Here is a 25100-nt window from a genome sequence, read left to right on the forward strand (position 1 = left end):
GTGCAGTCAGTCGGGCTTAATGCGTGCGAGTTACTTTGCTCAGATGGCGCGGCTGATCCGGGTCCATGCCGCGGGCAACGGCGAGACCCGCGGCCATCACGTAGAAGCTCTGGATGGCCAGGATCGGATCGAGAGCCGGGTGCTCGGCGCGGGTCAGGGTCAGGTCGCGTTCAGTGACATCGTCCGGCGCAGCGAGCAAGACGCGGGCGCCGCGCTGGCGCATTTCTGCCGCCAGGCTCAGCAGCCCGGCCTGTTCGGCGCCGCGTGGAGCGAAGACCAGGAGCGGATAGTGTTCATCGATCAGCGCCATCGGGCCGTGACGGACTTCGGCGCTGCTGAAGGCTTCGGCCTGAATCGCCGAGGTTTCCTTGAATTTCAGCGCCGCTTCCTGAGCGATGGCAAAGCCTGCGCCACGGCCGATGACCATCAGGCGTTCGCAGTCGCGCAGGGCCTCGATGGCCACGCTCCAGTCCTGTTTTGCCGCGTCGCGCAAGCCTTCGGGCAGCGCGTTGCCGGCTTCGAGCAGTTCGCCGTCTTCTTTCCAGTGCGCAATCAGACGGGCGCTGGCGCTGAGCGTGGCAATAAAACTTTTGGTCGCGGCGACGCTGCTTTCGGTACCGGCCAGCAGCGGTACGCTGAATTCACATGCCGCCTCCAGTGGCGAGTCGGCGGCGTTGACCATCGACACACTGAGCGCGCCACGCTTGCGCAACAAGCGCAGGCTGTTGACCAGATCCGGGCTCTGGCCCGATTGCGAAAACGCAAATGCCACCTGACCGCTGACCTTCAGCGGCGCCTGTTGCATGGTCACCACCGACATCGGCAACGACGCCACCGGCACGCCCAGATGTTGCATGGTCAGGTAGGCGAAGTAGCTCGCCGCATGGTCGGAACTGCCCCGCGCCACGGTCATTGCAACCTGCGGTGGCTGGCGGCGCAGGCGACCGGCGATCTCGATTATTTGTGGATCGAGCTGCTGCAGTTGGGCTTGCACGGCCTCGAAAGAGGACAGCGCCTCTTCAAGCATTTTTGAAGTCAATGTCTTCTCCTTCGACCATGACGGCGGTCAGTGTGAGTGAGCGATCCAGCCGCACGCAGTCGGCCCAGGCGCCGGGGGCGAGGCGCCCACGTTCGTTGATGCCGAGGTAATCGGCGGGAAATTGCGACAGCCGTTGCGAAGCCTCGGCGATCGGCAGACCGATCTTCACCAGATTACGCAGGGCCTGATCCATGGTCAGGGTGCTGCCGGCCAATGTGCCGTCGGGCAAGCGCACGCCGCCCAGGCATTTGGTCACGGTGTGGCTGCCGAGCTTGTATTCACCGTCGGGCATGCCGGCGGCGGCGGTGGAATCGGTGACGCAATACAGGCACGGGATCGAGCGCAGGGCCACGCGGATTGCACCCGGATGGACATGCAGCAGATCGGGAATCAGTTCGGCAAATTTCGCATGAGCCAGCGCCGCCCCGACGATGCCCGGCTCGCGGTGATGCAGCGGGCTCATCGCGTTATAGAGGTGCGTGAAACTGGTCGCTCCGGCATCCAGTGCCGCAACGCCTTCTTCGTAGCTGCCCAGGGTGTGGCCGATTTGCATGCGGATGCCACGGCTGCTCAGTTCACGGATCAACCCAGCGTGACCGGCGATTTCCGGAGCGATGGTAATGACGCGGATCGGCGCCAGCGCCAGATAGTCTTCGACTTCGGCCATCAACGCGGTGTGGGCGAAGTTCGGTTGGGCGCCGAGTTTTCCGGGGTTGATGTACGGACCTTCCAGGTGCACGCCGAGAACCCGCGCGGTGCCTTTCGGACGCTGTTCGCAGAATTCGCCTACGTCCTTCAGCACGCTGGAGATCTCGGCACTCGGCGCGGTCATGGTCGTGGCCAGCAGCGATGTGGTGCCGAAACGCACATGGGTTCGGGTGATGGTTTCGAAGGCGTCGGCGCCTTCCATGATGTCTTTACCGCCGCCGCCATGAACGTGCAGGTCGATGAAGCCCGGCAGCAGATATGGCAGATCGTTGCCGGCCGGATCGCAGGGCACGCCTTCGATCGACACGACCTTGCCGTGTTCGTGAATCAGCCGGCCGCGAACCCAGCCGCTGGCGGTGAGGATGTTGTCTTCGGACATTTTCGGTTCTCGCTTGTGGCTGCCTACCGACGCAGCTCTGCAACAAAGTCGTAATAGTCGTTGCGGCAATAGGTGTCGGTGACTTCGATTGGCGTGTTGTCTTCCAGATAGCCGACCCGGGTCATCAGCAACATGGCGGTGCCGGGGGCGATACCGACCAGCGCGGCAAATTCGTCCGAGGCGTTGATGGCCTGGATGTGCTGCAAGGCGCGGACGATGGGTTTGCCGATACCGTCGAGGTATTCGTACAGAGAATCGCCCACCGCTTGCGGCTTGGGCATGATCGAGGCGGGCAGGGTGCTCATCTCGATGGCCATGACGGTGTCGTCGGCTTTGCGCAGGCGTTTCATGCGCGCCACCTTGTCGTTTGGCGACAGGCCGAGGCGGATCAGTTCTTCGTGGGTTGGCAGGGTGATGTCCCGCTCCAGCCACTGCGAGCTGGGCACGAAGCCCTTGAGACGCAGCATTTCGCTGAAACCTGACAGGCGCGACAGCGGTTGTTCCAGACGCGGTGTAATGAACGTGCCGGAACCTTGCAGGCGGCGGATCAGACCTTGATCGAGCAAGACTTCCAGTGCCTTGCGCGCAGTGACGCGCGAGATCCCGAGCTGGTCGCTGAGATTGCGCTCCGACGGCATCGCCTGTTCAGCTTTCCATTGGCCGGAATGGATCGCCGCTTCCAGATTGCGCGCCAGTTGCAGGTACAGCGGCGTCGGCTGGGAGTCGTCGGGACGTAGGGTTTGGAGGTCGTTCATGTAGGCCGTTTCCGCCGCGAGTATAGGATTGTTGTGGCTCGCTTGTGGGGCAGAAGCTAATACCACTTGAATACCATGTCAACGCGGTGAAATCGCCATCAGGCCAATGAAATCGAGGGTTGCAGAAGGGCTGGTTTGAAGTGGTATTAGACGTCGGCTGTGCAACGCAAAAGATCGCAGTCTGCGGCAGCGCCTACAATCGGGAGTGGTATCACCCGTGTAGGAGCTGCCGCAGGCTGCGATCTTTTGATTTATTTTTTTGCAGGTGACCAGTGGTCAGGGATTAGGGGCGGATCTCAATCATCGTGCCGTCCGGCACCAGATTCCATACTTCGCGCATGTCGACGTTGCGCATGGCGATGCAGCCGTCGGTCCAGTCCAGGGTGTGGAACAGTTGCTCCGGATTGTCTTCGGAGTCCGGCGTGCCGTGAATCATGATCATGCCGCCGGGTTCCACGCCTTCACGGCGTGCACGAGCGGCATCGCTGATGTTCGGGTAAGAAATGTGCATCGACAGGTTGAATTTCTCGCTGGTCTTGCGCCAGTCGATCCAATAGAACCCTTCCGGCGTGCGCTTATCGCCCTCGATCAGCTTTGGCCCTTTTTTCGCGCCCTTGCCCAAGGAAATGCGATAGGTCTTGAGCGGCTTGCCGTCGGCGATCAACTGCAGTTGATGGATCGACTTGAGCACCAGGACTTTTTCGATAAGCGGAGTATTCGATGGCGTCACCGTGGTCACGAATGACGCTTGCGAAACGCTGATGAACGACAGGCAAAGCAGGGCAAGCAACCAGCGCATTGAAACGATTCCCCAGGGACGACACAAAATTGTAGTAGCTGCCGAAGGTTCGGGCCGCGTTCGGACGATCTTTTGATCTTTTTTTAATGCCTGTCGTGCGGCTGTCAGGTGATGACCGGCTGCACCAGCGGCGGTATCGACTCGGACCGGACCGGATACACATCGGCACGCCGATCAGCGAAGAAATATTCTAGGGTACGCCCTACCGTACGGAAAGCGAGTTCGTCCCAGGGGATGTCCGCTTCGTCGAATAGCTGCACTTCAAGGCTCTCAGGGCCTGCGGCGAAATCCACATCGGCGAGCTCGGCGCGAAAGAACACATGCACCTGACTGATGTGCGGCACGTCGATCAGCGTATAGATGCTCAGGTTGCGCACTCGGGCGCAGGCTTCTTCGGCAGTTTCGCGGACGGCGGCCTGTTCGATGGTCTCGCCGTTCTCCATGAAGCCGGCGGGCAAGGTCCAGTATCCGAAGCGCGGCTCGATGGCACGGCGGCAGAGCAACACTTTGGTGCCCCAGGTCGGCACGCAACCGGCGACGATATTGGGGTTCTGGTAGTGAATGGTCTGACAGCTGTCGCAGACAAATCGCAGCCGCGAATCGCCTTCGGGAATGCGCTGGGTGACCGGGTTACCGCAGTGGCTGCAAAATTTCATGCTGGGGTTCCTGAATGCTGCGCCTATCTTGGCGTGCAGCAGGGGCGGTCGGCAAGTTGTCGTTTCGCGACATGACGGGTTTCGGGGGCTTGGGTGCTCGCTTTGATTGGTGCATGATGCGGAGTAAGGCACAGATCGAGAACACTCATGCTGGACGAGCTACTGCATAGGGTAAGCAACCACACACCGCGCACGCTGGAGACCGACGCACGGTTCCCCGAGGCCGCCGTCCTGGTGCCGATCACCCGCGGTGACGAACCAGAATTGGTCCTGACCCTGCGTGCCAGCGGGCTCTCGACTCATGGTGGCGAAGTCGCTTTCCCCGGTGGGCGGCGCGATCCTGAAGACCCTGATCTGATCTTCACCGCGCTGCGTGAAGCCGAGGAAGAGATCGGCCTGCCGCCAGGCCTTGTCGAAGTCATCGGTCCGCTCAGTCCCTTGATCTCCCTGCATGGCATCAAGGTAACGCCCTATGTCGGCGTGATCCCCGACTTCGTTGAATACCAGCCAAACGATGCCGAAATCGCCGCTGTCTTCAGCGTTCCGCTGGAATTCTTCCGCAAAGACCCGCGTGAACATACCCACCGCATCGATTATCAGGGCCGCAGTTGGTACGTGCCAAGCTATCGCTTCGGCGAATACAAGATCTGGGGACTCACGGCGATCATGATCGTCGAGTTGATCAACCTGCTCTATGACGCCAAAATCAGCCTGCATCGGCCGCCGAAACGCTTTATCGACACCTGAAGCCATCAATCGAATGGCTTGTCACCGTTTGCCCTGAGGAAAACAAGATGAAATACCGCCTGGGCGACGCCCGTGTCGACACTCATCCACAGAGCTGGGTCGCCCCCAATGCCGTGCTGGTCGGCAAGGTTCGGCTGGAAGAGGGCGCCAACGTCTGGTTCAACGCCGTGCTGCGTGGCGACAATGAACTGATCCTGATCGGCAAGAACAGTAACGTTCAGGACGGAACCGTGATGCACACCGACATGGGTTATCCGCTGACGATCGGCACCGGCGTGACCATCGGCCACAACGCGATGCTTCACGGTTGCACGGTCGGTGATTACAGCCTGATCGGTATCAATGCCGTGATCCTCAACGGCGCGAAGATCGGCAAGAACTGCATCATCGGCGCCAATTCGCTGATCGGCGAAGGCAAGGACATCCCGGATGGTTCGCTGGTGATGGGCTCGCCGGGCAAAGTCGTCCGCGAGTTGACGGAGCCGCAGAAGAAAATGCTCGAAGCCAGTGCCGCACATTACGTGCATAACTCGCAGCGTTACGCGCGCGATCTGGAAGAGCAGGAAGAATGACTCCGACTGAACGCCCCGTCGCCTCGCCGTGCGTGAGCATCTGTGCGCTGGATGAGGCAGATATCTGCACCGGATGTCAGCGCACGGTCGAGGAGATCACGCGCTGGAGCCGCATGACCAATGAAGAGCGCCGGGTTGTACTGGGGTTGTGTCATGAGCGGGCGAAGGCGAGTGGATTAGTCTGGATGATTGGCAAGACGCCGAGCCAATAGATTTTGCTTTTCAGGACACTCGAGTAATCTGTGCGCCAATTCGACAGGCCTCCTCCATGATTTTCCTCATCGCCTACATCAGCAGCGTCGTGCTGATCAACTTTGCCTTCTCCACGGCGCCCCACCTGGATATCATCTGGTCGGCCTGGGGTGGTCTCGTGTTCGTGCTGCGCGACATGGTGCAAACACGTTTCGGCCACGGCGCGATCGTCGCGATGCTGGCCGCGCTGGTGCTGTCGTATGTCACCTCCGACCCTTCCATTGCGCTGGCCAGCGCCACCGCGTTCGCCGTGTCCGAGTGCATCGATTGGCTGGTGTTCAGCATTACCAGGCGACCCTTGCGCGATCGCTTGTGGATCAGTTCGGCGCTGAGCATCCCTCTCGATACTTTCATCTTTTTCGGCATGATCGACGCGCTGACACCTCCGGTAATCATCACCGCGCTGGCCTCGAAGTTCGCCGGCGTCACGGCCGTCTGGCTGATCATGGCATGGCGTGATCGCAAACAGGCTGTCGCCAGCTGAAGCCAAACCCTCGGGTTCATGTAAAATGCCGCGCTTTCTCCCCATGGAAAGTGCGCCTGGCGACGCTTTCCTCGATGATCCGCTTCTTTGAGGACCTGAGATGACCCGTATCGGAACTCCATTGTCGCCAACCGCGACCCGCGTATTGCTGTGTGGCTGTGGTGAGTTGGGCAAGGAAGTGGTAATCGAACTGCAGCGTCTGGGCGTCGAAGTGATTGCCGTTGACCGCTACGCCAACGCTCCGGCCATGCAAGTTGCTCATCGCAGCCACGTGATCAACATGCTCGATGGCGCCGCCCTGCGCGCCGTGATCGAGGCCGAGAAGCCGCACTTCATCGTGCCGGAAATCGAAGCCATCGCCACCGCCACGCTGGTCGAGCTGGAAGCCGAAGGCTTCACCGTGATCCCGACCGCCCGCGCAGCTCAACTGACCATGAACCGCGAAGGCATCCGTCGTCTGGCCGCTGAAGAGCTGGACCTGCCGACCTCTCCTTACCACTTCGCCGACACCTTCGAGGATTACAGCAAAGCCGTTGAGGATCTGGGGTTCCCGTGCGTGGTCAAGCCAGTGATGAGTTCGTCGGGCAAGGGCCAGAGCCTGCTGCGCAGCGCTGATGACGTGCAAAAGGCCTGGGATTACGCCCAAGAGGGCGGTCGCGCCGGCAAAGGTCGGGTGATCATCGAAGGGTTCATCGATTTCGACTACGAAATCACGTTGTTGACCGTACGCCACGTTGGCGGCACCACCTTCTGTGCGCCGGTCGGCCACCGTCAGGAAAAGGGCGACTATCAGGAATCCTGGCAGCCACAGACCATGAGCCCGGTTGCGCTGGCTGAGTCGGAGCGCGTGGCCAAAGCCGTCACCGAAGCGCTGGGCGGTCGCGGCCTGTTCGGCGTTGAGCTGTTCATCAAGGGCGATCAGGTGTGGTTCAGTGAGGTGTCGCCGCGGCCGCATGACACCGGTCTGGTGACACTGATTTCTCAGGATCTGTCGCAGTTCGCCCTGCACGCTCGGGCGATTCTGGGGCTGCCGGTACCGCTGATTCGTCAATTCGGACCATCGGCTTCGGCGGTGATCCTGGTGGAGGGGCAATCGACCCAGACCGCATTTGCCAATCTAGGTGCTGCGTTGAGCGAGCCGGACACTGCGCTGCGTCTGTTCGGCAAGCCTGAGGTCAACGGCCAACGCCGCATGGGCGTGGCGCTGGCGCGGGATGAGTCGATCGAGGCCGCTCGTGCGAAGGCGACTCGTGCATCGCAGGCGGTTGTTGTAGAGCTGTAAACCGAGCCGCGGCATCCATTCGCGAGCAGGCTCGCTCCCACATCTGGAACGCTTTCCCTGTGGGAGCGGGCTTGCCCGCGATAGCGATCTGTCAGGTAACCTGATTCAGATCGTTATTGCGCGTCTCCTTCAGACACAGCACCGCAATCAAACTCAGCACCGCCGCCACCGAAACATACCCGCCGACATAGCTCAAACCTCCCATCGCCACCAGTTTCTGGGCGAAGAACGGCGCCGCCGAGGCACCGACAATGCCGCCCAGGTTGTAGGCCGCCGATGCGCCGGTATACCGCACATGGGTCGGGAACAGCTCTGGCAATAGCGCGCCCATCGGTGCGAACGTCACGCCCATCAAGAACAATTCTATGCACAGGAACAGCGCGACGCCCCAGGTCGAGCCCTGAGTCAGCAACGGCTCCATCAGAAACCCGGACAACACCGCCAGTACGCCACCGATAATCAGCACCGGTTTGCGCCCGTAACGGTCGCTCGCCCATGCGGACAGCGGCGTGGCAGCCGCCATGAACAACACCGCAAAGCATAGCAGGCCGAGGAAGGTTTCACGGCTATAGCCCAGCGTCGAGACGCCGTAGCTCAGTGAAAACACCGTCGAGATATAGAACAGCGCATAGCACACCACCATCGCCGCAGCCCCCAACAGCGTAGGTACCCAGTACTGGGTGAAGAGCTCGACCAGCGGCACTTTCACTCGTTCCTGACGAGCGACAGCATTGGCGAATACCGGGGTTTCATGGAGTTTCAGGCGCACATACAGGCCGACCATCACCAGCGCGGCGCTGAGCAGGAACGGAATCCTCCAGCCCCAGCTACGGAATTGCTCGTCATCGAGGGTCATGGCCAGGGCCAGGAACAAACCGTTGGCGGCCAGAAAACCGATCGAAGGGCCGAGTTGCGGGAACATGCCGAACCAGGCGCGTTTGCCCTTTGGTGCGTTTTCCGTGGCCAGCAACGCGGCACCCCCCCATTCGCCCCCCAGACCCAACCCCTGCCCGAAGCGCAGCACACACAGAAGAATCGGTGCCCAGGCGCCAATGCTGTCGTAACCCGGCAATACGCCAATCAGGGTTGTACACACGCCCATCAGCAACAGCGACGCGACCAGTGTTGATTTTCGGCCGATGCGGTCGCCGAAGTGGCCAAACAAGGCCGAGCCCAGCGGTCGGGCGAGGAAGGCGATACCAAAGGTGAGAAATGCCGAAAGCATCTGCGCCGTGCCCGAGGTCTGCGGAAAGAACACCGGCCCGATCACCAGCGCGGCGGCGGTGGCGTAGACGTAGAAATCGTAGAATTCGATGGCGGTGCCGATAAAACTTGCCGTCGCCACGCGAGTGGCGGAGTTGGTCGGCTGGGCAGGCGCGGTTTCGCTGTAAGCGGTACTGGTCGTCATGCGGTGATCCCTGACAGTCATGAGCTCCAATGGAGCGAATTATTATGGTTGAACACCCAGGGATGTGGGGTAGGGCGCGAGCGCTGTTTCGAGTAGGAACAGTCGTCGGTTTGCAGCGGAAACAGTCGGGATCCGTGAAGTGCCGGGTAAGCACAGGGATCGACGGCGCTTGGGTAAGCGCCTCGATTATAGGAAGGGGGCTAACGATCAAACAAGGGGGGATGTAAGCGCAACGGAAATCTGAAGTCGACCGATACCCTGTGGCGAGGGAGCTTGCTCCCGCTGGGTTGCGAAGCAGCCCCCAGTAATTGATGCGCTGCCATTATTTGGCGGTCGCTGCGCGCCCGGGCGGGAGCAAGCTCCCTCGCCACCAAGCTCAGACTTTGGCGGGCACTGAGCTCGTATGCCAGATCATCACCTTGCTCACCCGGTTGTCCTCGGTCTCGAGAATTTCCAGGCGATAGCGGCCGATCTTCAGGCACACCGCGCTCTCGGGAATCGTCTCCAGCGCTTCGGTCACCAACCCGTTGAGGGTTTTCGGCCCGTCGCTCGGGAGATGCCAGCCCAGGCATTTGTTCAGATCGCGGATCGAGGCGGCGCCATCGATCACCATGCGCCCGTCGGCCTGTGGATGGATGTGCGGATTATCGAGGCTGTGCTCGCTTTCGAATTCGCCGACGATTTCTTCGAGAATGTCTTCCAGGGTGACGATGCCGAGTACTTCGCCATACTCATCGACCACCATGCCCAGGCGACGCTGCTGCTTGTGGAAGTTCAGCAGCTGCAGCTGCAGCGGCGTGCTTTCCGGCACAAAGTACGGCTCGTAACTGGCGGCGAGCAGGGCTTCACGAGTCAGTCCGCCGCTGTCGAGCAGATGGCCGATCTGTCGGGTGTTGAGTACCGCTTCGACCTGATTGATATCGCTGTGAAATACCGGGAGGCGGGTACGCTTGTTGACGCGCAGTTGCTCGATGATCGCTTCGATCGGGTCATCGAGGTTGATGCCGTCGACATCGCTGCGCGGCACCAGGATATCGTTGACCGTGATCTTGTCCAGCGCGTGGATACCCGACACCGGGTGGGCGTGGACCGGATGCTCCGGGCCATCGTGATGGTCGGGCGGCAGGTCATCTTCACTCTGGCGGACCACCTGAGCCTTACGCACGAGTGGGCTCATCAGCAAGCCACTGACGCGGCTGAAGATCCAGGCAAACGGGTAGACGATCTTCAGCGGCACGGCCAGCAGTGAGTTGCCGAAAGCCAACACGGCATCGGGATAGCGTCGGGCAATGGCGCGCGGGAAATAATCGGCAAACACCAAGAGGATCGCGCCTGCACCGAGGCACGCTGCCCACGGGCCGTTTTCTTCACAAAGGAAAATCGCCAGCAGCGTTGCGATGATCACCGCCAGCGCCCGGCACAGCGTGTTGCAGAGGATCAGGCTGTCGAGCGGGAAGCTCAGCTTTGCCAGCGGTTTATCGCTGGCGCGCGAGGCGGTGCGTTGTGCGAGCAAATGCTGCTGTGCGATTTCGACGGCAGTAAACAGCCCCGACCATAAAATCAGCAGGACAAATACCGCAAGCATCGGCCCTAAGGGCAAAGCGTCCATTTTAGCCGCCTGTCAGATGTGCAGAATGTATTCGCGAACCAGCTTGCTGCCGAAATACGCCAGCATCAGCAGGCAGAAACCGGCAAGCGTCCAGCGAATCGCCTTGTGGCCGCGCCAGCCAAGACGATTGCGGCCCCACAGCAGTACGCTGAACACGATCCAGGCGAGGCACGCCAGCAGGGTTTTATGCACCAGATGCTGGGCAAACAGGTTCTCGACAAACAGCCAGCCGGAAATCAGCGACAGCGACAGCAAGGTCCAGCCGGCCCAGAGAAAGCCGAACAGAAGGCTTTCCATGGTTTGCAGTGGCGGAAAGTTCTTGATCAGGCCGGACGGGTGCTTGTGCTTGAGCTGGTGGTCTTGAACCAATAGCAGCAAAGCCTGGAACACGGCGATGGTGAACATGCCGTAGGCGAGGATCGATAAAAGAATGTGGGCGAGGATGCCCGGCTCTTCATCAATGATCTGCACCGTGCCGGTCGGAGCAAACTGCGCCAGCAGCACCGTGATGGCGCCCAGCGGGAACAACAGCACCAGCAGGTTTTCCACGGGTATCCGCGAGCAGGCGAGCAGCGTAAGGGCAATCACCGCTGCTGCGATCAGACTCGAGGCGCTGAAAAAGTCCAGGCCCAGGCCGATCGGGGTCAACAGGTGCGTGAGCAGACTGGCTCCGTGGGCGAGCACGGCGAAGACGCCGAGGCTGACCAGCAGGCGTTTGTTCGCCTTGGCGCCGGTGGCCAGGCGGGTGCTTTGATAGACGGTCGCAGCGGCGTAGAGCAGGGCGGCGGCGAGGGTGGTCAGCAAACTGGGTGACAAGGGGAGCATAAATCCTGTTAGGCGAGCCCGAAAGGCGCTGAGTTTGGCATAGAACCGCCACAGCACGAAAGACTCAGCAGGCTGACGGCGAGGTGTCCGCCAGCCGCAGTCTTCGCTATAATCCGCGACCTGCCCACGCCGCAGGCTCGCCGAGCACATGTTGATTCCGGTCTGGGCCGCCATTATCCCGGTCTGTACAGGGCCTGAAAGGATCGCGCAATGTTTGAAAACTTAACCGACCGTCTCTCGCAGACGCTGCGCCATGTCACCGGCAAGGCGAAGCTGACCGAGGACAATATCAAAGACACCCTGCGCGAAGTGCGCATGGCGTTGCTCGAAGCCGACGTCGCTCTGCCGGTGGTCAAGGACTTCGTCAATTCGGTCAAGGAACGCGCCGTCGGCACCGAGGTGTCGCGCAGCCTGACGCCGGGCCAGGCGTTCGTGAAGATCGTCCAGGCCGAACTCGAAAGCCTGATGGGCGCGGCCAACGAAGATTTGAACCTGAGCGCCGTGCCGCCCGCTGTCATTCTGATGGCTGGTCTGCAGGGTGCTGGTAAAACCACCACCGCCGGCAAGCTGGCGCGCTTTCTCAAAGAGCGCAAGAAGAAGTCGGTCATGGTGGTGTCCGCGGACGTCTACCGTCCGGCGGCGATCAAACAGCTGGAAACCCTGGCCAACGACATCGGCGTGACGTTCTTTCCGTCCGACCTGAGCCAGAAGCCGGTCGACATCGCCACCGCTGCTATTAAAGAAGCGAAGCTGAAGTTCATCGATGTGGTCATCGTCGACACTGCCGGTCGTCTGCACATCGACGAAGAGATGATGGGCGAGATCAAGGCATTGCACGCCGCGATCAACCCGGTCGAGACGCTGTTCGTGGTCGATGCCATGACCGGTCAGGATGCCGCCAACACGGCCAAGGCCTTTGGCGATGCGCTGCCCCTGACCGGTGTGATCCTGACCAAGGTCGACGGCGACGCCCGTGGTGGTGCTGCGCTGTCGGTGCGCGCCATCACCGGCAAGCCAATCAAGTTCATCGGTATGGGCGAGAAGAGCGAAGCGCTCGATCCGTTCCACCCTGAGCGGATCGCTTCGCGAATCCTCGGCATGGGCGATGTGCTCAGCCTGATCGAGCAGGCTGAAGCGACGCTCGACAAGGACAAGGCCGATAAACTGGCCAAAAAGCTGAAGAAGGGCAAGGGCTTCGACCTCGAAGACTTCCGTGATCAGCTGCAACAGATGAAGAACATGGGCGGTCTCGGCGGGCTCATGGACAAGCTGCCGAGCATCGGCGGCGTCAACCTGTCGCAAATGGGTAACGCCCAGAATGCCGCAGAAAAGCAGTTCAAGCAGATGGAAGCCATCATCAATTCCATGACCCCGGCCGAGCGCCGCGACCCTGAGCTGATCAGCGGTTCGCGCAAACGCCGGATCGCCATGGGTTCGGGCACCCAGGTGCAGGACATCGGCCGCTTGATCAAGCAGCACAAGCAGATGCAGAAGATGATGAAGAAATTCACCGCCAAAGGCGGCATGGCGAAAATGATGCGCGGCATGGGCGGTATGTTGCCCGGCGGTGGCATGCCAAAAATGTAAGGTGTCCCGTCTCACCCATTCTGCTCACTTGTGGCAGTGAAATGGGTGAGGCAGGACACTGTAATCTCGCCGGTCGTCGCACCGGCGCAGGCCCCGCAAGGATGCGGGATCAACAGCAAACCCGCACTTGGCGGGAGCTGACTGGCCGTTTTAACCGACGGCTCTCTATGCAAATCTGCACGGCATGCCACAGGCGCCGGAAAAAGTCATTTGCAAAAGTCCGGATATTCCTTAGAATATGCGGCCTTTCGGGCACCCATGCCCGCTGTGCATTTAGATTTGCAGCACCGACTACAGGAACGATGTTCACATGCTAACAATCCGTCTTGCCCTTGGCGGCTCCAAAAAGCGCCCGTTTTACCACCTGACCGTAACCGACTCGCGTAACCCGCGTGACGGCTCCCACAAAGAACAGGTTGGTTTCTTCAACCCTGTTGCCCGTGGTCAGGAAATCCGTCTGTCCGTGAACCAAGAGCGCGTTGCCTACTGGCTGAGCGTTGGTGCACAACCTTCTGAGCGCGTTGCTCAGTTGTTGAAGGAATCTGCAAAGGCTGCGGCCTGAGCAATATGAACGCGACGCCTGCTGTTGCCGATGATTTGATCGTTATTGGCAAAATTTATTCTGTTCATGGCGTTCGCGGCGAAGTGAAGGTGTATTCCTTTACTGATCCGACTGAAAACCTGTTGCAGTACAAAACCTGGACGCTCAAACGCGAAGGCAATGTGAAACAGGTCGAGCTGGTCAGTGGACGCGGGAACGACAAGTTCCTGGTCGCAAAGCTCAAGGGTCTTGATGATCGCGAAGAAGCCCGTCTTCTCGCCGGTTATGAGATCTGTGTGCCGCGCAACATGTTCGCTGAATTGACTGAAGGCGAGTACTACTGGTACCAGCTGGAAGGTCTGAAGGTCATTGATCAACTCGGGCAGTTGCTCGGGAAAATCGATCATCTTCTGGAAACCGGCGCCAATGATGTAATGGTAGTCAAGCCTTGCGCTGGCAGCCTGGATGATCGCGAACGCCTGTTGCCCTATACCGAGCAATGCGTGTTGGCCGTCGACCTCGCAGCGGGCGAGATGAAGGTGGATTGGGACGCGGACTTCTAAACGTGGCTAATTTGCGCGTAGAAGTGATCAGTCTGTTTCCCGAGATGTTTTCCGCCATCGGCGACTACGGCATCACCAGTCGTGCGGTCAAACAGGGGCTGTTGCAGCTGACCTGTTGGAATCCGCGAGATTACACGACGGATCGGCATCACACTGTGGACGATCGCCCGTTTGGCGGTGGTCCGGGCATGGTGATGAAGATCAAGCCCCTGGAAGATGCTCTGGCTCAGGCCAAGGCAGCAGCCGGGGAGGCGGCGAAGGTTATTTACCTGTCCCCCCAAGGCCGTCAGCTGACTCAGTCGGCGGTACGCGAGCTGGCACAATCGGATGCATTGATCCTGATTGCCGGCCGCTACGAAGGCATTGACGAGCGTTTTATTGAAGCTCATGTCGATGAAGAGTGGTCGATTGGCGACTATGTACTGTCTGGCGGTGAGCTGCCGGCCATGGTCCTGATCGATGCGGTTACACGACTGCTGCCTGGAGCTTTAGGGCATGCGGATTCCGCTGAGGAAGATTCCTTTACGGATGGTCTGCTGGATTGCCCGCACTACACCCGACCGGAGGTGTATGCGGATCAGCGTGTTCCCGACGTGTTGCTAAGTGGCAATCACGCGCATATCCGGCGTTGGCGTTTACAGCAGTCCCTTGGTCGGACCTATGAACGACGCGCCGATCTTCTGGAAAGCCGCTCGCTTTCTGGAGAAGAGAAGAAGCTGCTCGAGGAATACATCCGCGAGCGGGACGATAGTTAACAACGTATCGATGGTAGATCAGTTGATTTACCTTAGGAGCACAGCATGACCAACAAAATCATCCTTGCACTCGAAGCAGAGCAGATGACCAAAGAAATCCCTACCTTTGCCCCAGGCGACACCATTGTCGTTCAGGTGAAAGTGAAGGAAGGCGATCGTTCCCGTCTGCAAGCGTTCGAAGGCGTTGTAATCGCCAAGCGTAACCGCGGCGTGAACAGTGCGTTCACCGTACGTAAAATCTCCAACGGTGTTGGCGTAGAGCGTACTTTCCAGACTTACTCCCCGCAGATCGACAGCATGGCTGTCAAACGTCGCGGTGACGTACGTAAAGCCAAGCTGTACTACCTGCGCGACCTGTCGGGTAAAGCAGCTCGCATCAAGGAAAAACTGGCTTAAGTCCAGCTTCCGATGCAGAAAAAAGCAGCCTACGGGCTGCTTTTTTGTTGCCTGTAATTCACTACACTAGTGCCCATTCTTACGGTTAACCCTACATCTGCAGACAGTCTGCGAGACTGCCTGACCTGAGCGCCCATGCCTGCCATCGACCATCCACTGATTGATCAATTCCTCGACGCCTTGTGGCTGGAGAAGGGCCTGTCGGACAATACCCGCGATGCCTACCGCAGCGATCTGGCGCTGTTCAACGGCTGGCTGCTGGAGAAAAACCTTGAGCTGATCGACGCCGGGCGTGAGTTGATCCTCGACCATCTGGCCTGGCGTCTGGAGCACGGTTACAAACCGCGCTCCACTGCAAGATTTCTCTCCGGCGTGCGTGGCTTTTATCGCTATCTGCTGCGAGAAAAGCTGATCAGTGTCGACCCGACATTGCGCGTCGACATGCCGCAACTGGGCAGGCCGTTGCCAAAATCGTTGTCAGAAGCCGACGTCGAAGCGCTGCTGAAGGCGCCTGATCTGAGCGAAGCCATTGGTCAGCGTGACCGCGCCATGCTCGAAGTGCTGTACGCCTGCGGTTTACGCGTAACTGAGCTGATCAGCTTGACACTGGAACAGGTCAATCTGCGTCAGGGTGTCTTGCGAGTGATGGGCAAGGGCAGCAAGGAGCGCCTGGTGCCGATGGGGGAAGAGGCGATTGTCTGGGTTGAGCGCTACATGCGCGATGCTCGCCACGAATTGCTCGGTGGCCGCCCCAGCGATGTACTGTTCCCCAGCCTGCGCGGCGAGCAGATGACGCGGCAGACATTCTGGCACCGGATAAAGCATCAGGCCAAGGTTGCCGGAATCAGCAAGTCGCTGTCACCGCACACCTTGCGACACGCCTTTGCAACGCACCTGCTCAACCATGGCGCAGACTTGCGGGTGGTGCAGATGTTGCTCGGTCACAGTGACTTGTCCACGACCCAGATCTATACACATGTCGCTCGGGCACGGCTGCAGGATCTTCACGCCAAACACCATCCCCGAGGTTGAACAAAGCCCCTTGGCAGGAGCGGCCGCAGGCTGCGATATTCTGATTTTGATTTCTTCGAATCAAAAGAAAGATCAAAAGATCGCAGCCTTCGGCAGCTCCTACAGATCAGTTCTGTGTCTTGTGTCAGGCGCATTCGGCCACCGTGACCTTATGTGTTAGGCTTTGCCGGTTTGCACGATGGACGGTTATGACCCGGTGTTTCACGGGCGTTCTGACCGTTCCATTTGCCCGCCCTCAGGAGTACTCATGCGTCTGACCCAGATTTTCGCCGCCGCAGCCATTGCGTTGGCCAGCACCTTTGCCGTCGCCGATGACGCGGCCGACAAAGCGATTCGTCAAAGCCTGGAAAAACTCGAACTCGAGGTTCCGGTCGAAAGCATCAATGCCAGCCCGCTGCCAGGCATGTACGAAGTCAAGCTCAAGGGCAGCCGCGTTCTGTATGCCAGTGCCGATGGCCAGTACATCGTTCAGGGCTACCTGTTCCAGCTCAAGGACGGCAAACCGGTCAACCTGACCGAGAAGACCGAACGCCTGGGCGTCTCCAAACTGGTCAACGCCATTCCCGTTGCCGAAACCGTGGTTTATCCGGCAGTGGGCGAAACCAAATCGCACATCACTGTGTTCACCGACACCACCTGCCCGTACTGTCACAAACTGCATGCCGAAGTGCCTGAGCTGAACAAGCGCGGCATTGAAGTGCGCTACGTGGCATTCCCGCGCCAGGGCCTGAATTCGCCGGGTGACGAGCAGCTGCAAGCCGTGTGGTGCTCGAAGGACAAGAAAGCCGCCATGGACAAAATGGTCGACGGAAAGGAAATCAAGGCCGCCAAGTGCGAGAACCCGGTTTCCAAACAGTTCGCCCTCGGTCAGTCGATCGGCGTGAACGGCACACCGGCCATCGTTTTGGCCGACGGACAAGTCATTCCGGGCTATCAGCCTGCGCCACAAGTCGCCAAACTGGCGCTGGGCGCGAAGTAATTCGCATCGTCACGGTCAGCCGTTGACGATCATGGTCCGGTGGCAACATCGCCGGGCCATTAATAGAGAACCGCGAGCACGCGGTTGTTTTCCGGCCGACCCTGCGTCGGCCGTTTCATGGGGAGTTCACAGTGAATCCGGTCAAAGTAGGCATCTGTGGGTTAGGGACCGTCGGTGGCGGTACCTTCAACGTACTTCAGCGCAACGCCGAGGAAATTGCTCGTCGTGCCGGGCGTGGGATCGAAGTGGCACAAATTGCCATGCGCACGCCAAAGCCTCAGTTCCAGACGACCGGTATTGCGATTACCAACGATGTCTTCGAAGTGGCCACGAACCCTGAGATCGACATCGTCATAGAGCTGATGGGCGGCTACACCGTTGCCCGCGAGCTGGTACTCAAGGCCATCGAGAATGGCAAGCATGTGGTCACCGCGAACAAGGCGCTGATTGCCGTTCACGGTAATGAAATTTTCGCCCGGGCACGCGAGAAAGGCGTGATCGTCGCGTTCGAAGCGGCTGTGGCCGGTGGCATTCCGGTGATCAAGGCGATCCGCGAAGGCCTGTCTGCCAACCGCATCAACTGGGTTGCCGGGATCATCAACGGCACTGGCAACTTCATCCTCACCGAGATGCGTGAGAAAGGTCGTACGTTCGAAGACGTGCTGGCCGAAGCACAAGCGCTGGGTTATGCCGAAGCCGACCCGACCTTCGACGTCGAAGGTATCGATGCGGCGCACAAGCTGACGATCCTGGCTTCGATTGCCTTCGGTATTCCGCTGCAGTTCGACAAGGCTTACACCGAAGGCATCACCAGGCTGACCACTGCCGACGTCAATTACGCCGAAGCGTTGGGCTACCGCATCAAGCACCTGGGCGTCGCGCGCAGCACTGACGCCGGCATCGAGTTGCGCGTACACCCGACGTTGATCCCGGCCGATCGTCTGATCGCCAACGTCAACGGCGTGATGAACGCGGTAATGGTCAACGGTGACGCGGCGGGTTCGACGCTGTTCTACGGTGCCGGCGCCGGCATGGAGCCGACCGCTTCGTCGGTGATCGCCGACCTGGTGGACGTGGTCCGCGCCATGACCTCGGACCCGGAAAACCGTGTACCGCATCTGGCATTCCAGCCGGATTCGCTGTCGGCTCATCCGATCCTGCCGATCGAAGCCTGCGAAAGCGCTTATTACCTGCGCATTCACGCCAAGGACCATCCGGGTGTACTGGCCCAGGTGGCGAGCATCCTGTCGGAGCGCGGCATCAATATCGAATCGATCATGCAGAAGGAGGTCGAAGAACACGACGGTCTGGTGCCGATGATTCTGCTGACCCACCGCGTGGTGGAACAGCGCATCAACGATGCGATCACCGCGCTTGAAGCGCTGGCAGGCGTCGACGGTCCGGTTGTCCGGATCCGCGTCGAACATTTGAATTAACAGCAGCGGCAAGCTGCAAGCTACAAGCGGCAAGACAAAGCGGTTCGGCTTTTACTTGCAGCTTGCAGCTTGAGGCTTGCCGCTCAAACCAAAGGTTTGCCCTTATGCGTTATATCAGTACTCGCGGCCAGGCCCCGGCCCTGAATTTCGAAGACGTCCTGCTGGCCGGTCTTGCCACCGACGGCGGTCTGTACGTTCCGGAAAACCTGCCACGCTTCACCCATGAAGAAATCGCTTCGTGGGCCGGCCTGCCGTATCACGAGCTGGCCTTCCGAGTGATGCGCCCGTTCGTGACCGGCAGCATTCCTGATGCCGATTTCAAAAAGATCCTTGAAGAAACTTACGGCGTGTTCTCGCACAGCGCCGTGGCGCCACTGCGTCAGTTGAATGGCAACGAGTGGGTGCTGGAGCTGTTCCATGGCCCAACCCTCGCGTTCAAGGACTTCGCCTTGCAACTGCTCGGTCGTTTGCTTGATTACGTGCTGGAAAAGCGCGGCGAGCGCGTAGTGATTGTCGGTGCCACGTCCGGTGATACCGGTTCGGCTGCCATTGAAGGCTGCAAGCACTGCGAAAACGTCGACATCTTCATCCTGCACCCGCACAACCGTGTGTCCGAAGTGCAGCGTCGCCAGATGACGACAATTTTCGGCGAGAACATCCATAACATCGCCATCGAAGGCAACTTCGACGACTGTCAGGAGATGGTCAAGAACAGCTTCGCTGACCAGAGCTTCCTCAAGGGCACACGCCTGGTGGCCGTGAACTCTATCAATTGGGCGCGGATCATGGCCCAGATCGTTTACTACTTCCATGCAGCCTTGCAGTTGGGTGGCCCGGCGCGTTCGGTGTCGTTCTCGGTGCCGACCGGCAACTTCGGCGACATCTTCGCTGGCTACCTGGCGCGCAACATGGGTCTGCCGATCAATCAGTTGATCGTCGCGACCAACCGCAACGACATCCTGCACCGCTTCATGAGCGGCAATCAATACGTCAAGGAAACCCTGCACGCGACGTTGTCGCCGTCGATGGACATCATGGTCTCGTCGAACTTCGAGCGCCTGCTGTTCGACCTGCACGGTCGCAACGGTGCGGCGATTGCCGGGCTGATGGACTCGTTCAAAAAGGACGGCAGTTTCAGCGTCGAACAAGAGCGCTGGACAGAAGCGCGCAAGCTTTTCGACTCGCTGGCGGTGGACGATGCGCAGACCTGCGAAACCATCGCCGAGGTTTACGAGCAGACCGGTGAAGTTCTCGACCCGCACACCGCCATCGGCGTGAAGGCCGCGCGTGAGTGCCGTCGCAGCCTGGACATCCCGATGGTGATCCTCGGCACTGCCCATCCGGTGAAATTCCCGGATGCAGTGGAGAAGGCGGGTGTAGGAAAAGCGCTCGAGCTGCCTACACATCTTTCTGATTTGTTTGAGCGAAACGAGCGCTGCACGGTTTTGCCAAACGACCTGAAAGCCGTGCAAGCCTTTGTCAGCCAGCATGGCAACCGCGGCAAGCCGCTTTAAGCCTGCAAAAGCTGTCACATTTTGAAGCCCGTCTCCTGACGGGCTTTTTTGTTTCTGCTGCCACACTGCTCGGGTTATCACCCATGAAGGACGGGTGAGTCGATCACGAAGGAAAATGGCAATGCTGTTTTACAGAGCTTTGAAACCGGTACTGGGCTGGTTGTTTTTGTCGGCGGTGCTTGGGTGGGGACACAGCGGCGTGGCTGCGCAAATGGCAATGGAACACATGGATGCGTCAGAGAGTATCCAGCCTGTGGCGCTGAACGCGCACGAGCGACAATGGATTCTCGACAACCCCAAGGTGACGGTGGCGTCGGTGCAATATCCGCTTTACCTGTTCCAGGACGAACATGGACATTGGAGCGGTCTGAACACCGACGTTCTCAAGCGCATCAGCGCGATGACCGGTCTGCAGTTTGAACATCAGGAATCGTTTTCTACCCACCACATGCTCGAGCGACTGCAGAGTGGCGCCGCGGACATCAGTACGACGTTGGCGATGAGCGACGATCGCAAGGTGTTTCTGGATTTCAGCCACGCCTTCGGTGGGGCCGGTTGGGTATTTGTCGGGCATGCCAACGCGCCCAGGGTGGAATCTTTCGATCAGTTGGCGAAACGTGTCGTGGTGCTGCCGGCCCGGCATGCGCTGGAGGATATGATTCGGCGCGATTTCCCCTCGATTGAAATACGCTCGGTGAAGACCTATGCCGAAGCACGAGCGCTGGTCGAGAGCGGAGAAGCCTACGCAACTGTAGAAAATGAGATCGGTGCGCAATTGTATCCGTTGGGCATGCTCCAGGTCGGGGGCCTGGTGGAGGGGAAGTGGGAAGCTGATCACCTGGCTGTACGAAAAGGCATGCCGGAGCTGCTGAGTATTCTTAACAAAGCGCTGGAAGCTTTCCCTGCTGCGGAGTTGCGGGCGATTCGTCTTAAATGGCTGGAAGGCATTTCGCCGACGCCTGTGCCGTCCATCTGGCAGCGGTTTATCGAGTGGACATGCTGGGGAACGGGCGTGATCGGCGCTTTCGCAATACTGTCGTTGGTGTGGAACAGGCGTCTGGCGGCCGTGATCAAGTTACGCTGCGAAGCGCAAAAGGAGTTGGGCGATCAATTGGCCTTTCAGCACGCCCTGATTGATTCCATGCCCGATCCGGTATTCGTTCGTGATTTGCAAGGACGCCTGATTATCTGCAATCGCAGTTACGAGGAGGCGCTATCGGTGCGGCTGGATCAAATGCAGGGGCGTTTGCTGATCGAGGTCGATGCGTTTCCCGAAGCCACCGCGCGCATGCTGCATGACGAGTTCGTCGCACAGTTGCAAACCCGCAAGTCGCGCTTCAGCAAGCGCCAGTTGTTGTTCAATGGCGGGCCTCGAGAGGTCTATCAGTGGACGGTGCCGTTTTACAGCGGTGACGGTAAATTGCGCGGCTTATTGGGGGGCTGGACTGACATCACTCAACGCCGGACCGAGAGCGGGTGCCGATGTCTTCAATAAAGAAAGGAAACGTCCTGCAAGACGCGGCTACTTTTCTGATGGGAGGCTTAAGACGCCTGCCCTAAAGTGAACGATAACTGCGGTGAGAGTCCGCGATGATCGCTTCAGAGGTCGCCCATGCGCTCGCTTAAAGTCCTGATTCTTGAACCCAACCCCTTCCAGCTGATGGCATTGCACCAGATGCTCAATGCTGTCGGCATCTACGACGTATTGACCGCTCCTTCGTTAGCCCAGGCTTTGTGTTCACTGGGGCATCGCGGCGCGGTCGATATTGCCATTTGCGATCCGCAACTCAAAGGTGGGGATGGACTGGCCTTGATCCACCACCTTGCGACGCACCATGAAGCGCGCGCGCTGATACTGCTGGGCTCGGTCGCGCAGAGTCTGTTGAATGACCTCGACTCGATGCTCCGCCAAGAGCGCCTGCGCCTGCTGGGTCGTCTGCAAACGCCGGTCTCGGCGGTGTTGATGAGGGGCCTGCTGGACAACTATCTGATCTCACCGCCGGAACTCGCCGGGGCCTGAAGCCTGCGGTTATTTTTCTGTCATCTTCGCCGTGCATGCTCTATCAGGCGCGGCCTTGAGAGATTGGGCCGCGACAGGCAGAACTTTCTTCTCGGGCCGGTGGTCATTTATTGTGAACACGCCCCAGGCACTGTGTTTTCGGACTATTGAGTGGAGATCGAGATGGAAAGTATCAGTCTATTGCTCGGTGAGGCTCTGAGCCCGTATCAGGTGACGCTGACCCCTCGCGGCAGCCATGGTGAATGTCTGGTGACGCTGAAGAACAGCAGCGGCGCAATTGTGGTGGAACGTGAATTCAATCATGCCCAGTTGAGCGACAAGCGCTTGCTGACAGACGTGGTGGACGGCCTCCACCGTGACGTGATGATCGCTGAAGGACGACTGGAACCGTGCGTCATCGCAGCGTTGCGCAATGCGGCTCTGGACAAGCGTCCGGTGCTGTAAAGATGAAATATTTTTTGTGGGAACCTTCATGCATCCCTGTCAGTCAGACTCCGTAACAGCAGGATCAAGCATTGTGCTCCGGTGCTTGTCGCTTGCTGCTACGGGTCTGATGAAGACCGCGTTTAACCCCGAGTTGTCTCCCCACTCCTCGGGGTTTCTTTTTGTCTGGCGTTTGCTTACTGCCTGGACTGATGTTCGAAAAAAGCTCGGGCCTGGGTCAGGTAATCAGTCTGTCGTTCCGGATCCAGCCAGTGAGCATAAAGCTGGTTCAGGTGTTCGCGGGGCAGGGTTCGCAGAAGCTGGTTGATTTCGCTGACGGCTTGGCGCCCTTGCACTGTGCCGGAGCAGGCGATGTACCCGGAGATATATTTTTCGGCGCCCTTGACCGGATAGAACGTCAGCTCATCTTCTGCAATCAGTGCCTGTCTGGCCTGATAGCGGATTTCCGGCCAATAACCCAGAACCACTTGCAGCCTGCCAAGACGCTGCATGGACAATAAATTGGTCACCGCGTCGTTGCCGTAATGTGGGGTCAGTGCGTCGCTGGGCGCCCGCTGCAGAATGTTATCGATGTACTCGCCATAACTGCGTTCGGCAACGACGCCGACGTGCTGTTTGCCACCGGCCAGCAGCGCCGCAAGATCAACCTCACCCGCGATCAAATAAGGCTCAAGCACAGCGCGATCAGGCCGACGCACCACAAGCCCATTGCTCACGGCGCGAATGGCCGGTATCGAATAGGCGACCGACCGCGCACGGGCCTCGCTCCACAACAACGCCGGATCGCAGGCAAGCGGGTTGTCCTGCAGCATTTGCAGGCCACGGGCGCGGTTGACCCGCATCATCGTGTGGTCGTATTGCGGCATGCCGGCGATCAACTGCGGCATCAACTGATCGATCACACCCAGGCCTTTTTTCGGGCCTTCAAGAATCGTCAACGGCGGTATGTCGCGTAGCAGCCAGATCAGCGTCGGTTTTGCCTGGGTCGTTATCGGCAACGCAAGCAGAAGCAGCAGACCAAACAACCTCCACCGGTGAGAGGCGAGGTCAGTACCTGATATCTGCCGACGCTTCAGCTTAGATGGCTCCGTCTTCGCGCAGCCGTGCGATCTGTTGCGCGTCGTAGCCCAGACCGCCGAGGATCTGCGCGTTGTGCTCGCCAAGCTGCGGCCCGACCCATTCGGACGAACCCGGGGTCTCGGAAAGTTTCGGGACGATACCGGGCATCTTGAAGTCCTTGCCGTCCGGCAGCTTGGCGTGCAGGAACATTTCCCGGGCGAGGTATTGCGGGTCGTTGAACATGTCTTCGGCGCTGAAGATCCGGCTGACTGGCACCTCGGCCTGATTCAGGAGATCGAGCACCGTTTGCAACGGCAGCGAATTGACCCAGCGATCGATGACGCCGTACAGCTCGTCACGACGACTGTCGCGCCCGTCGTTGCTGGCCAGCATCGGGTCAGTGGCGAGATCCTCACGTCCGATGATCAGCATGAAACGTTTGAAGATCGCATCGCCATTGGCGCCGATCTGCACGTGCTTGCCATCCGCGCTGGTGTGGATCGATGAAGGCGTGATACCCGGCATGATGTTGCCGGTGCGCTCGCGGATGAATCCGAAGACATCAAACTCCGGCACCATACTTTCCATCATCGCGAAGATGGCTTCGTACAGCGCGACGTCAACCACCTGGCCCAGCCCGCCGTTGACCTCGCGATGACGCAGCGCCATCAGCGCGCCGATTACACCCCAGAGCGCGGCAATCGAGTCGCCGATGGAGATCCCGGTACGCACCGGTGGCCGATCCTCGAAGCCCGTGATGTAACGCAGGCCGCCCATGGATTCACCGACCGCGCCGAAACCCGGTTGATCCTTCATCGGTCCCGTCTGGCCGAAACCGGACAGGCGCACCATCACCAGTTTGGGGTTCAGCGCATGCAGGACTTCCCAGCTCAGCCCGAGTTTTTCCAGCACGCCGGGACGGAAATTCTCGATCAGGATGTCGGCTTCACCGAGCAGTTTTTTCAGAATTGCCAAACCGTCGGGGTGTTTGAGGTTCAGCGTCAGGGACTTTTTATTGCGCGCCTGGACGAACCACCACAGAGACGTGCCTTCGTACAATTTGCGCCACTTGCGCAAGGGATCACCGCCGTCCGGCGATTCGATCTTGATCACGTCAGCGCCGAACTCACCGCAGATTCGCGAGGCAAACGGCCCGGCGATCAACGTACCCAATTCAATGACTTTCACGCCGCTGAGCGGCTTGTTGGCGAACGGCATATTGAATCCTGTAAGACGCGGCTGAACGGATACTGGGTTTT

General features: G+C 59.4%; 27 protein-coding genes. 17 read left to right on the forward strand and 10 right to left on the reverse strand.

Translation table 11 applies throughout. The features are described from left to right. Positions 1 to 16: 16 nt before the first annotated feature. From HU727_RS17845 to HU727_RS17865, 5 genes are all read right to left on the reverse strand, one after another. Positions 17 to 1039 (reverse strand): SIS domain-containing protein, encoded by a 1023-nt coding sequence (locus HU727_RS17845; RefSeq protein ID WP_186532838.1) that lies wholly within the window; start codon positions 1037 to 1039, stop codon positions 17 to 19. Next, a complete protein-coding gene (nagA, locus tag HU727_RS17850) occupies positions 1020 to 2126 on the reverse strand; it encodes an N-acetylglucosamine-6-phosphate deacetylase (protein WP_186532839.1) in 1107 nt (368 codons plus the stop codon). The genes HU727_RS17845 and nagA overlap by 20 nt, the downstream gene beginning before the upstream one ends. A 23-nt stretch (positions 2127 to 2149) precedes the next feature. Further along, the gene (locus HU727_RS17855) at positions 2150 to 2881 is read right to left on the reverse strand and encodes a GntR family transcriptional regulator (protein ID WP_186532840.1); all 732 of its coding nucleotides are present in this window, start codon (positions 2879 to 2881) and stop codon (positions 2150 to 2152) included. A gap of 283 nt (positions 2882 to 3164) precedes the next feature. Continuing rightward, on the reverse strand, positions 3165 to 3680 hold the full coding sequence (locus tag HU727_RS17860) for a L,D-transpeptidase family protein (protein WP_186532841.1): 516 nt from the start codon (positions 3678 to 3680) through the stop codon (positions 3165 to 3167). 104 nt (positions 3681 to 3784) lie between these two features. Beyond that, complete coding sequence (locus tag HU727_RS17865; protein WP_186532842.1) at positions 3785 to 4336, reverse strand: NUDIX hydrolase; 552 nt, start codon at positions 4334 to 4336, stop codon at positions 3785 to 3787. 147 nt (positions 4337 to 4483) lie between these two features. Here HU727_RS17865 and HU727_RS17870 point away from each other — a divergent pair, with 147 nt between their 5' ends. The 5 genes from HU727_RS17870 (at position 4484) to purT (ending at position 7673) form a co-directional block, all read left to right on the forward strand. Further along, positions 4484 to 5083, forward strand: coding sequence for a CoA pyrophosphatase (locus tag HU727_RS17870; RefSeq protein ID WP_186532843.1), 600 nt, complete (start codon positions 4484 to 4486; stop codon positions 5081 to 5083). Between the two features lie 47 nt (positions 5084 to 5130). Beyond that, a complete protein-coding gene (locus tag HU727_RS17875; protein WP_186532844.1) occupies positions 5131 to 5655 on the forward strand; it encodes a gamma carbonic anhydrase family protein in 525 nt (174 codons plus the stop codon). Next, positions 5652 to 5867, forward strand: coding sequence for a DUF1289 domain-containing protein (locus HU727_RS17880; protein ID WP_186532845.1), 216 nt, complete (start codon positions 5652 to 5654; stop codon positions 5865 to 5867). The genes HU727_RS17875 and HU727_RS17880 overlap by 4 nt, the downstream gene beginning before the upstream one ends. Positions 5868 to 5923: 56 nt before the next feature. Continuing rightward, positions 5924 to 6391, forward strand: coding sequence for a preQ0 transporter (locus tag HU727_RS17885; protein ID WP_186532846.1), 468 nt, complete (start codon positions 5924 to 5926; stop codon positions 6389 to 6391). Between the two features lie 100 nt (positions 6392 to 6491). Beyond that, the gene (gene purT / locus HU727_RS17890; RefSeq protein WP_186532847.1) at positions 6492 to 7673 is read left to right on the forward strand and encodes a formate-dependent phosphoribosylglycinamide formyltransferase; all 1182 of its coding nucleotides are present in this window, start codon (positions 6492 to 6494) and stop codon (positions 7671 to 7673) included. A gap of 91 nt (positions 7674 to 7764) precedes the next feature. Here the strand turns inward: purT and HU727_RS17895 are convergent, their stop codons facing one another. The 3 genes from HU727_RS17895 to HU727_RS17905 form a co-directional block, all read right to left on the reverse strand. Beyond that, complete coding sequence (locus HU727_RS17895) at positions 7765 to 9081, reverse strand: MFS transporter (protein ID WP_186532848.1); 1317 nt, start codon at positions 9079 to 9081, stop codon at positions 7765 to 7767. A gap of 376 nt (positions 9082 to 9457) precedes the next feature. After that, positions 9458 to 10690, reverse strand: a complete 1233-nt coding sequence (locus HU727_RS17900) for a transporter associated domain-containing protein (protein ID WP_186532849.1) — start codon at positions 10688 to 10690, stop codon at positions 9458 to 9460. A 12-nt stretch (positions 10691 to 10702) separates the two neighbouring features. After that, positions 10703 to 11515 carry a cytochrome C assembly family protein gene (locus tag HU727_RS17905; protein ID WP_016771539.1) on the reverse strand — a complete coding sequence of 271 codons (813 nt, stop codon included), beginning with the start codon at positions 11513 to 11515 and terminating at the stop codon, positions 10703 to 10705. 210 nt (positions 11516 to 11725) lie between these two features. Here HU727_RS17905 and ffh point away from each other — a divergent pair, with 210 nt between their 5' ends. The 12 genes from ffh (at position 11726) to HU727_RS17965 (ending at position 22782) form a co-directional block, all read left to right on the forward strand. Then, positions 11726 to 13102 (forward strand): signal recognition particle protein, encoded by a 1377-nt coding sequence (ffh, locus tag HU727_RS17910; RefSeq protein WP_008081630.1) that lies wholly within the window; start codon positions 11726 to 11728, stop codon positions 13100 to 13102. A 310-nt stretch (positions 13103 to 13412) separates the two neighbouring features. Then, positions 13413 to 13664 (forward strand): 30S ribosomal protein S16, encoded by a 252-nt coding sequence (rpsP, locus tag HU727_RS17915; RefSeq protein WP_003185073.1) that lies wholly within the window; start codon positions 13413 to 13415, stop codon positions 13662 to 13664. 5 nt (positions 13665 to 13669) lie between these two features. Beyond that, positions 13670 to 14206 carry a ribosome maturation factor RimM gene (rimM, locus tag HU727_RS17920; protein WP_186532850.1) on the forward strand — a complete coding sequence of 179 codons (537 nt, stop codon included), beginning with the start codon at positions 13670 to 13672 and terminating at the stop codon, positions 14204 to 14206. Positions 14207 to 14208: 2 nt separating this feature from the next. Then, a complete protein-coding gene (gene trmD, locus HU727_RS17925) occupies positions 14209 to 14961 on the forward strand; it encodes a tRNA (guanosine(37)-N1)-methyltransferase TrmD (protein WP_038860625.1) in 753 nt (250 codons plus the stop codon). Positions 14962 to 15006: 45 nt separating this feature from the next. Beyond that, positions 15007 to 15357: a 50S ribosomal protein L19 gene (gene rplS / locus HU727_RS17930; RefSeq protein ID WP_003175895.1), complete on the forward strand. Its 351-nt coding sequence runs from the start codon at positions 15007 to 15009 to the stop codon at positions 15355 to 15357. Positions 15358 to 15492: 135 nt separating this feature from the next. After that, positions 15493 to 16389, forward strand: a complete 897-nt coding sequence (gene xerD / locus HU727_RS17935; protein WP_186532851.1) for a site-specific tyrosine recombinase XerD — start codon at positions 15493 to 15495, stop codon at positions 16387 to 16389. Positions 16390 to 16636: 247 nt separating this feature from the next. Continuing rightward, the gene (gene dsbC / locus HU727_RS17940) at positions 16637 to 17368 is read left to right on the forward strand and encodes a bifunctional protein-disulfide isomerase/oxidoreductase DsbC (protein WP_186532852.1); all 732 of its coding nucleotides are present in this window, start codon (positions 16637 to 16639) and stop codon (positions 17366 to 17368) included. Between the two features lie 131 nt (positions 17369 to 17499). Beyond that, entirely contained in the window at positions 17500 to 18804 is a 1305-nt protein-coding gene (locus HU727_RS17945; protein ID WP_186532853.1) for a homoserine dehydrogenase, read from the forward strand. Between the two features lie 104 nt (positions 18805 to 18908). After that, positions 18909 to 20318 carry a threonine synthase gene (gene thrC / locus HU727_RS17950; RefSeq protein ID WP_186532854.1) on the forward strand — a complete coding sequence of 470 codons (1410 nt, stop codon included), beginning with the start codon at positions 18909 to 18911 and terminating at the stop codon, positions 20316 to 20318. A gap of 121 nt (positions 20319 to 20439) precedes the next feature. Further along, positions 20440 to 21813, forward strand: coding sequence for a transporter substrate-binding domain-containing protein (locus tag HU727_RS17955; protein ID WP_186532855.1), 1374 nt, complete (start codon positions 20440 to 20442; stop codon positions 21811 to 21813). 117 nt (positions 21814 to 21930) lie between these two features. Next, entirely contained in the window at positions 21931 to 22338 is a 408-nt protein-coding gene (locus HU727_RS17960) for a response regulator (RefSeq protein ID WP_186532856.1), read from the forward strand. A 162-nt stretch (positions 22339 to 22500) separates the two neighbouring features. Then, a complete protein-coding gene (locus tag HU727_RS17965) occupies positions 22501 to 22782 on the forward strand; it encodes a DUF3509 domain-containing protein (protein WP_186532857.1) in 282 nt (93 codons plus the stop codon). A 176-nt stretch (positions 22783 to 22958) separates the two neighbouring features. Here HU727_RS17965 and HU727_RS17970 read toward each other — a convergent pair whose 3' ends face one another. Further along, on the reverse strand, positions 22959 to 23858 hold the full coding sequence (locus HU727_RS17970; protein ID WP_186532870.1) for a TIGR02285 family protein: 900 nt from the start codon (positions 23856 to 23858) through the stop codon (positions 22959 to 22961). 1 nt (position 23859) lies between these two features. After that, positions 23860 to 25059 carry a CaiB/BaiF CoA transferase family protein gene (locus HU727_RS17975; RefSeq protein ID WP_186532858.1) on the reverse strand — a complete coding sequence of 400 codons (1200 nt, stop codon included), beginning with the start codon at positions 25057 to 25059 and terminating at the stop codon, positions 23860 to 23862. Positions 25060 to 25100 lie beyond the last annotated feature (41 nt).

The organism is Pseudomonas khorasanensis (assembly GCF_014268505.2).
Classification (GTDB): domain Bacteria; phylum Pseudomonadota; class Gammaproteobacteria; order Pseudomonadales; family Pseudomonadaceae; genus Aquipseudomonas; species Aquipseudomonas khorasanensis.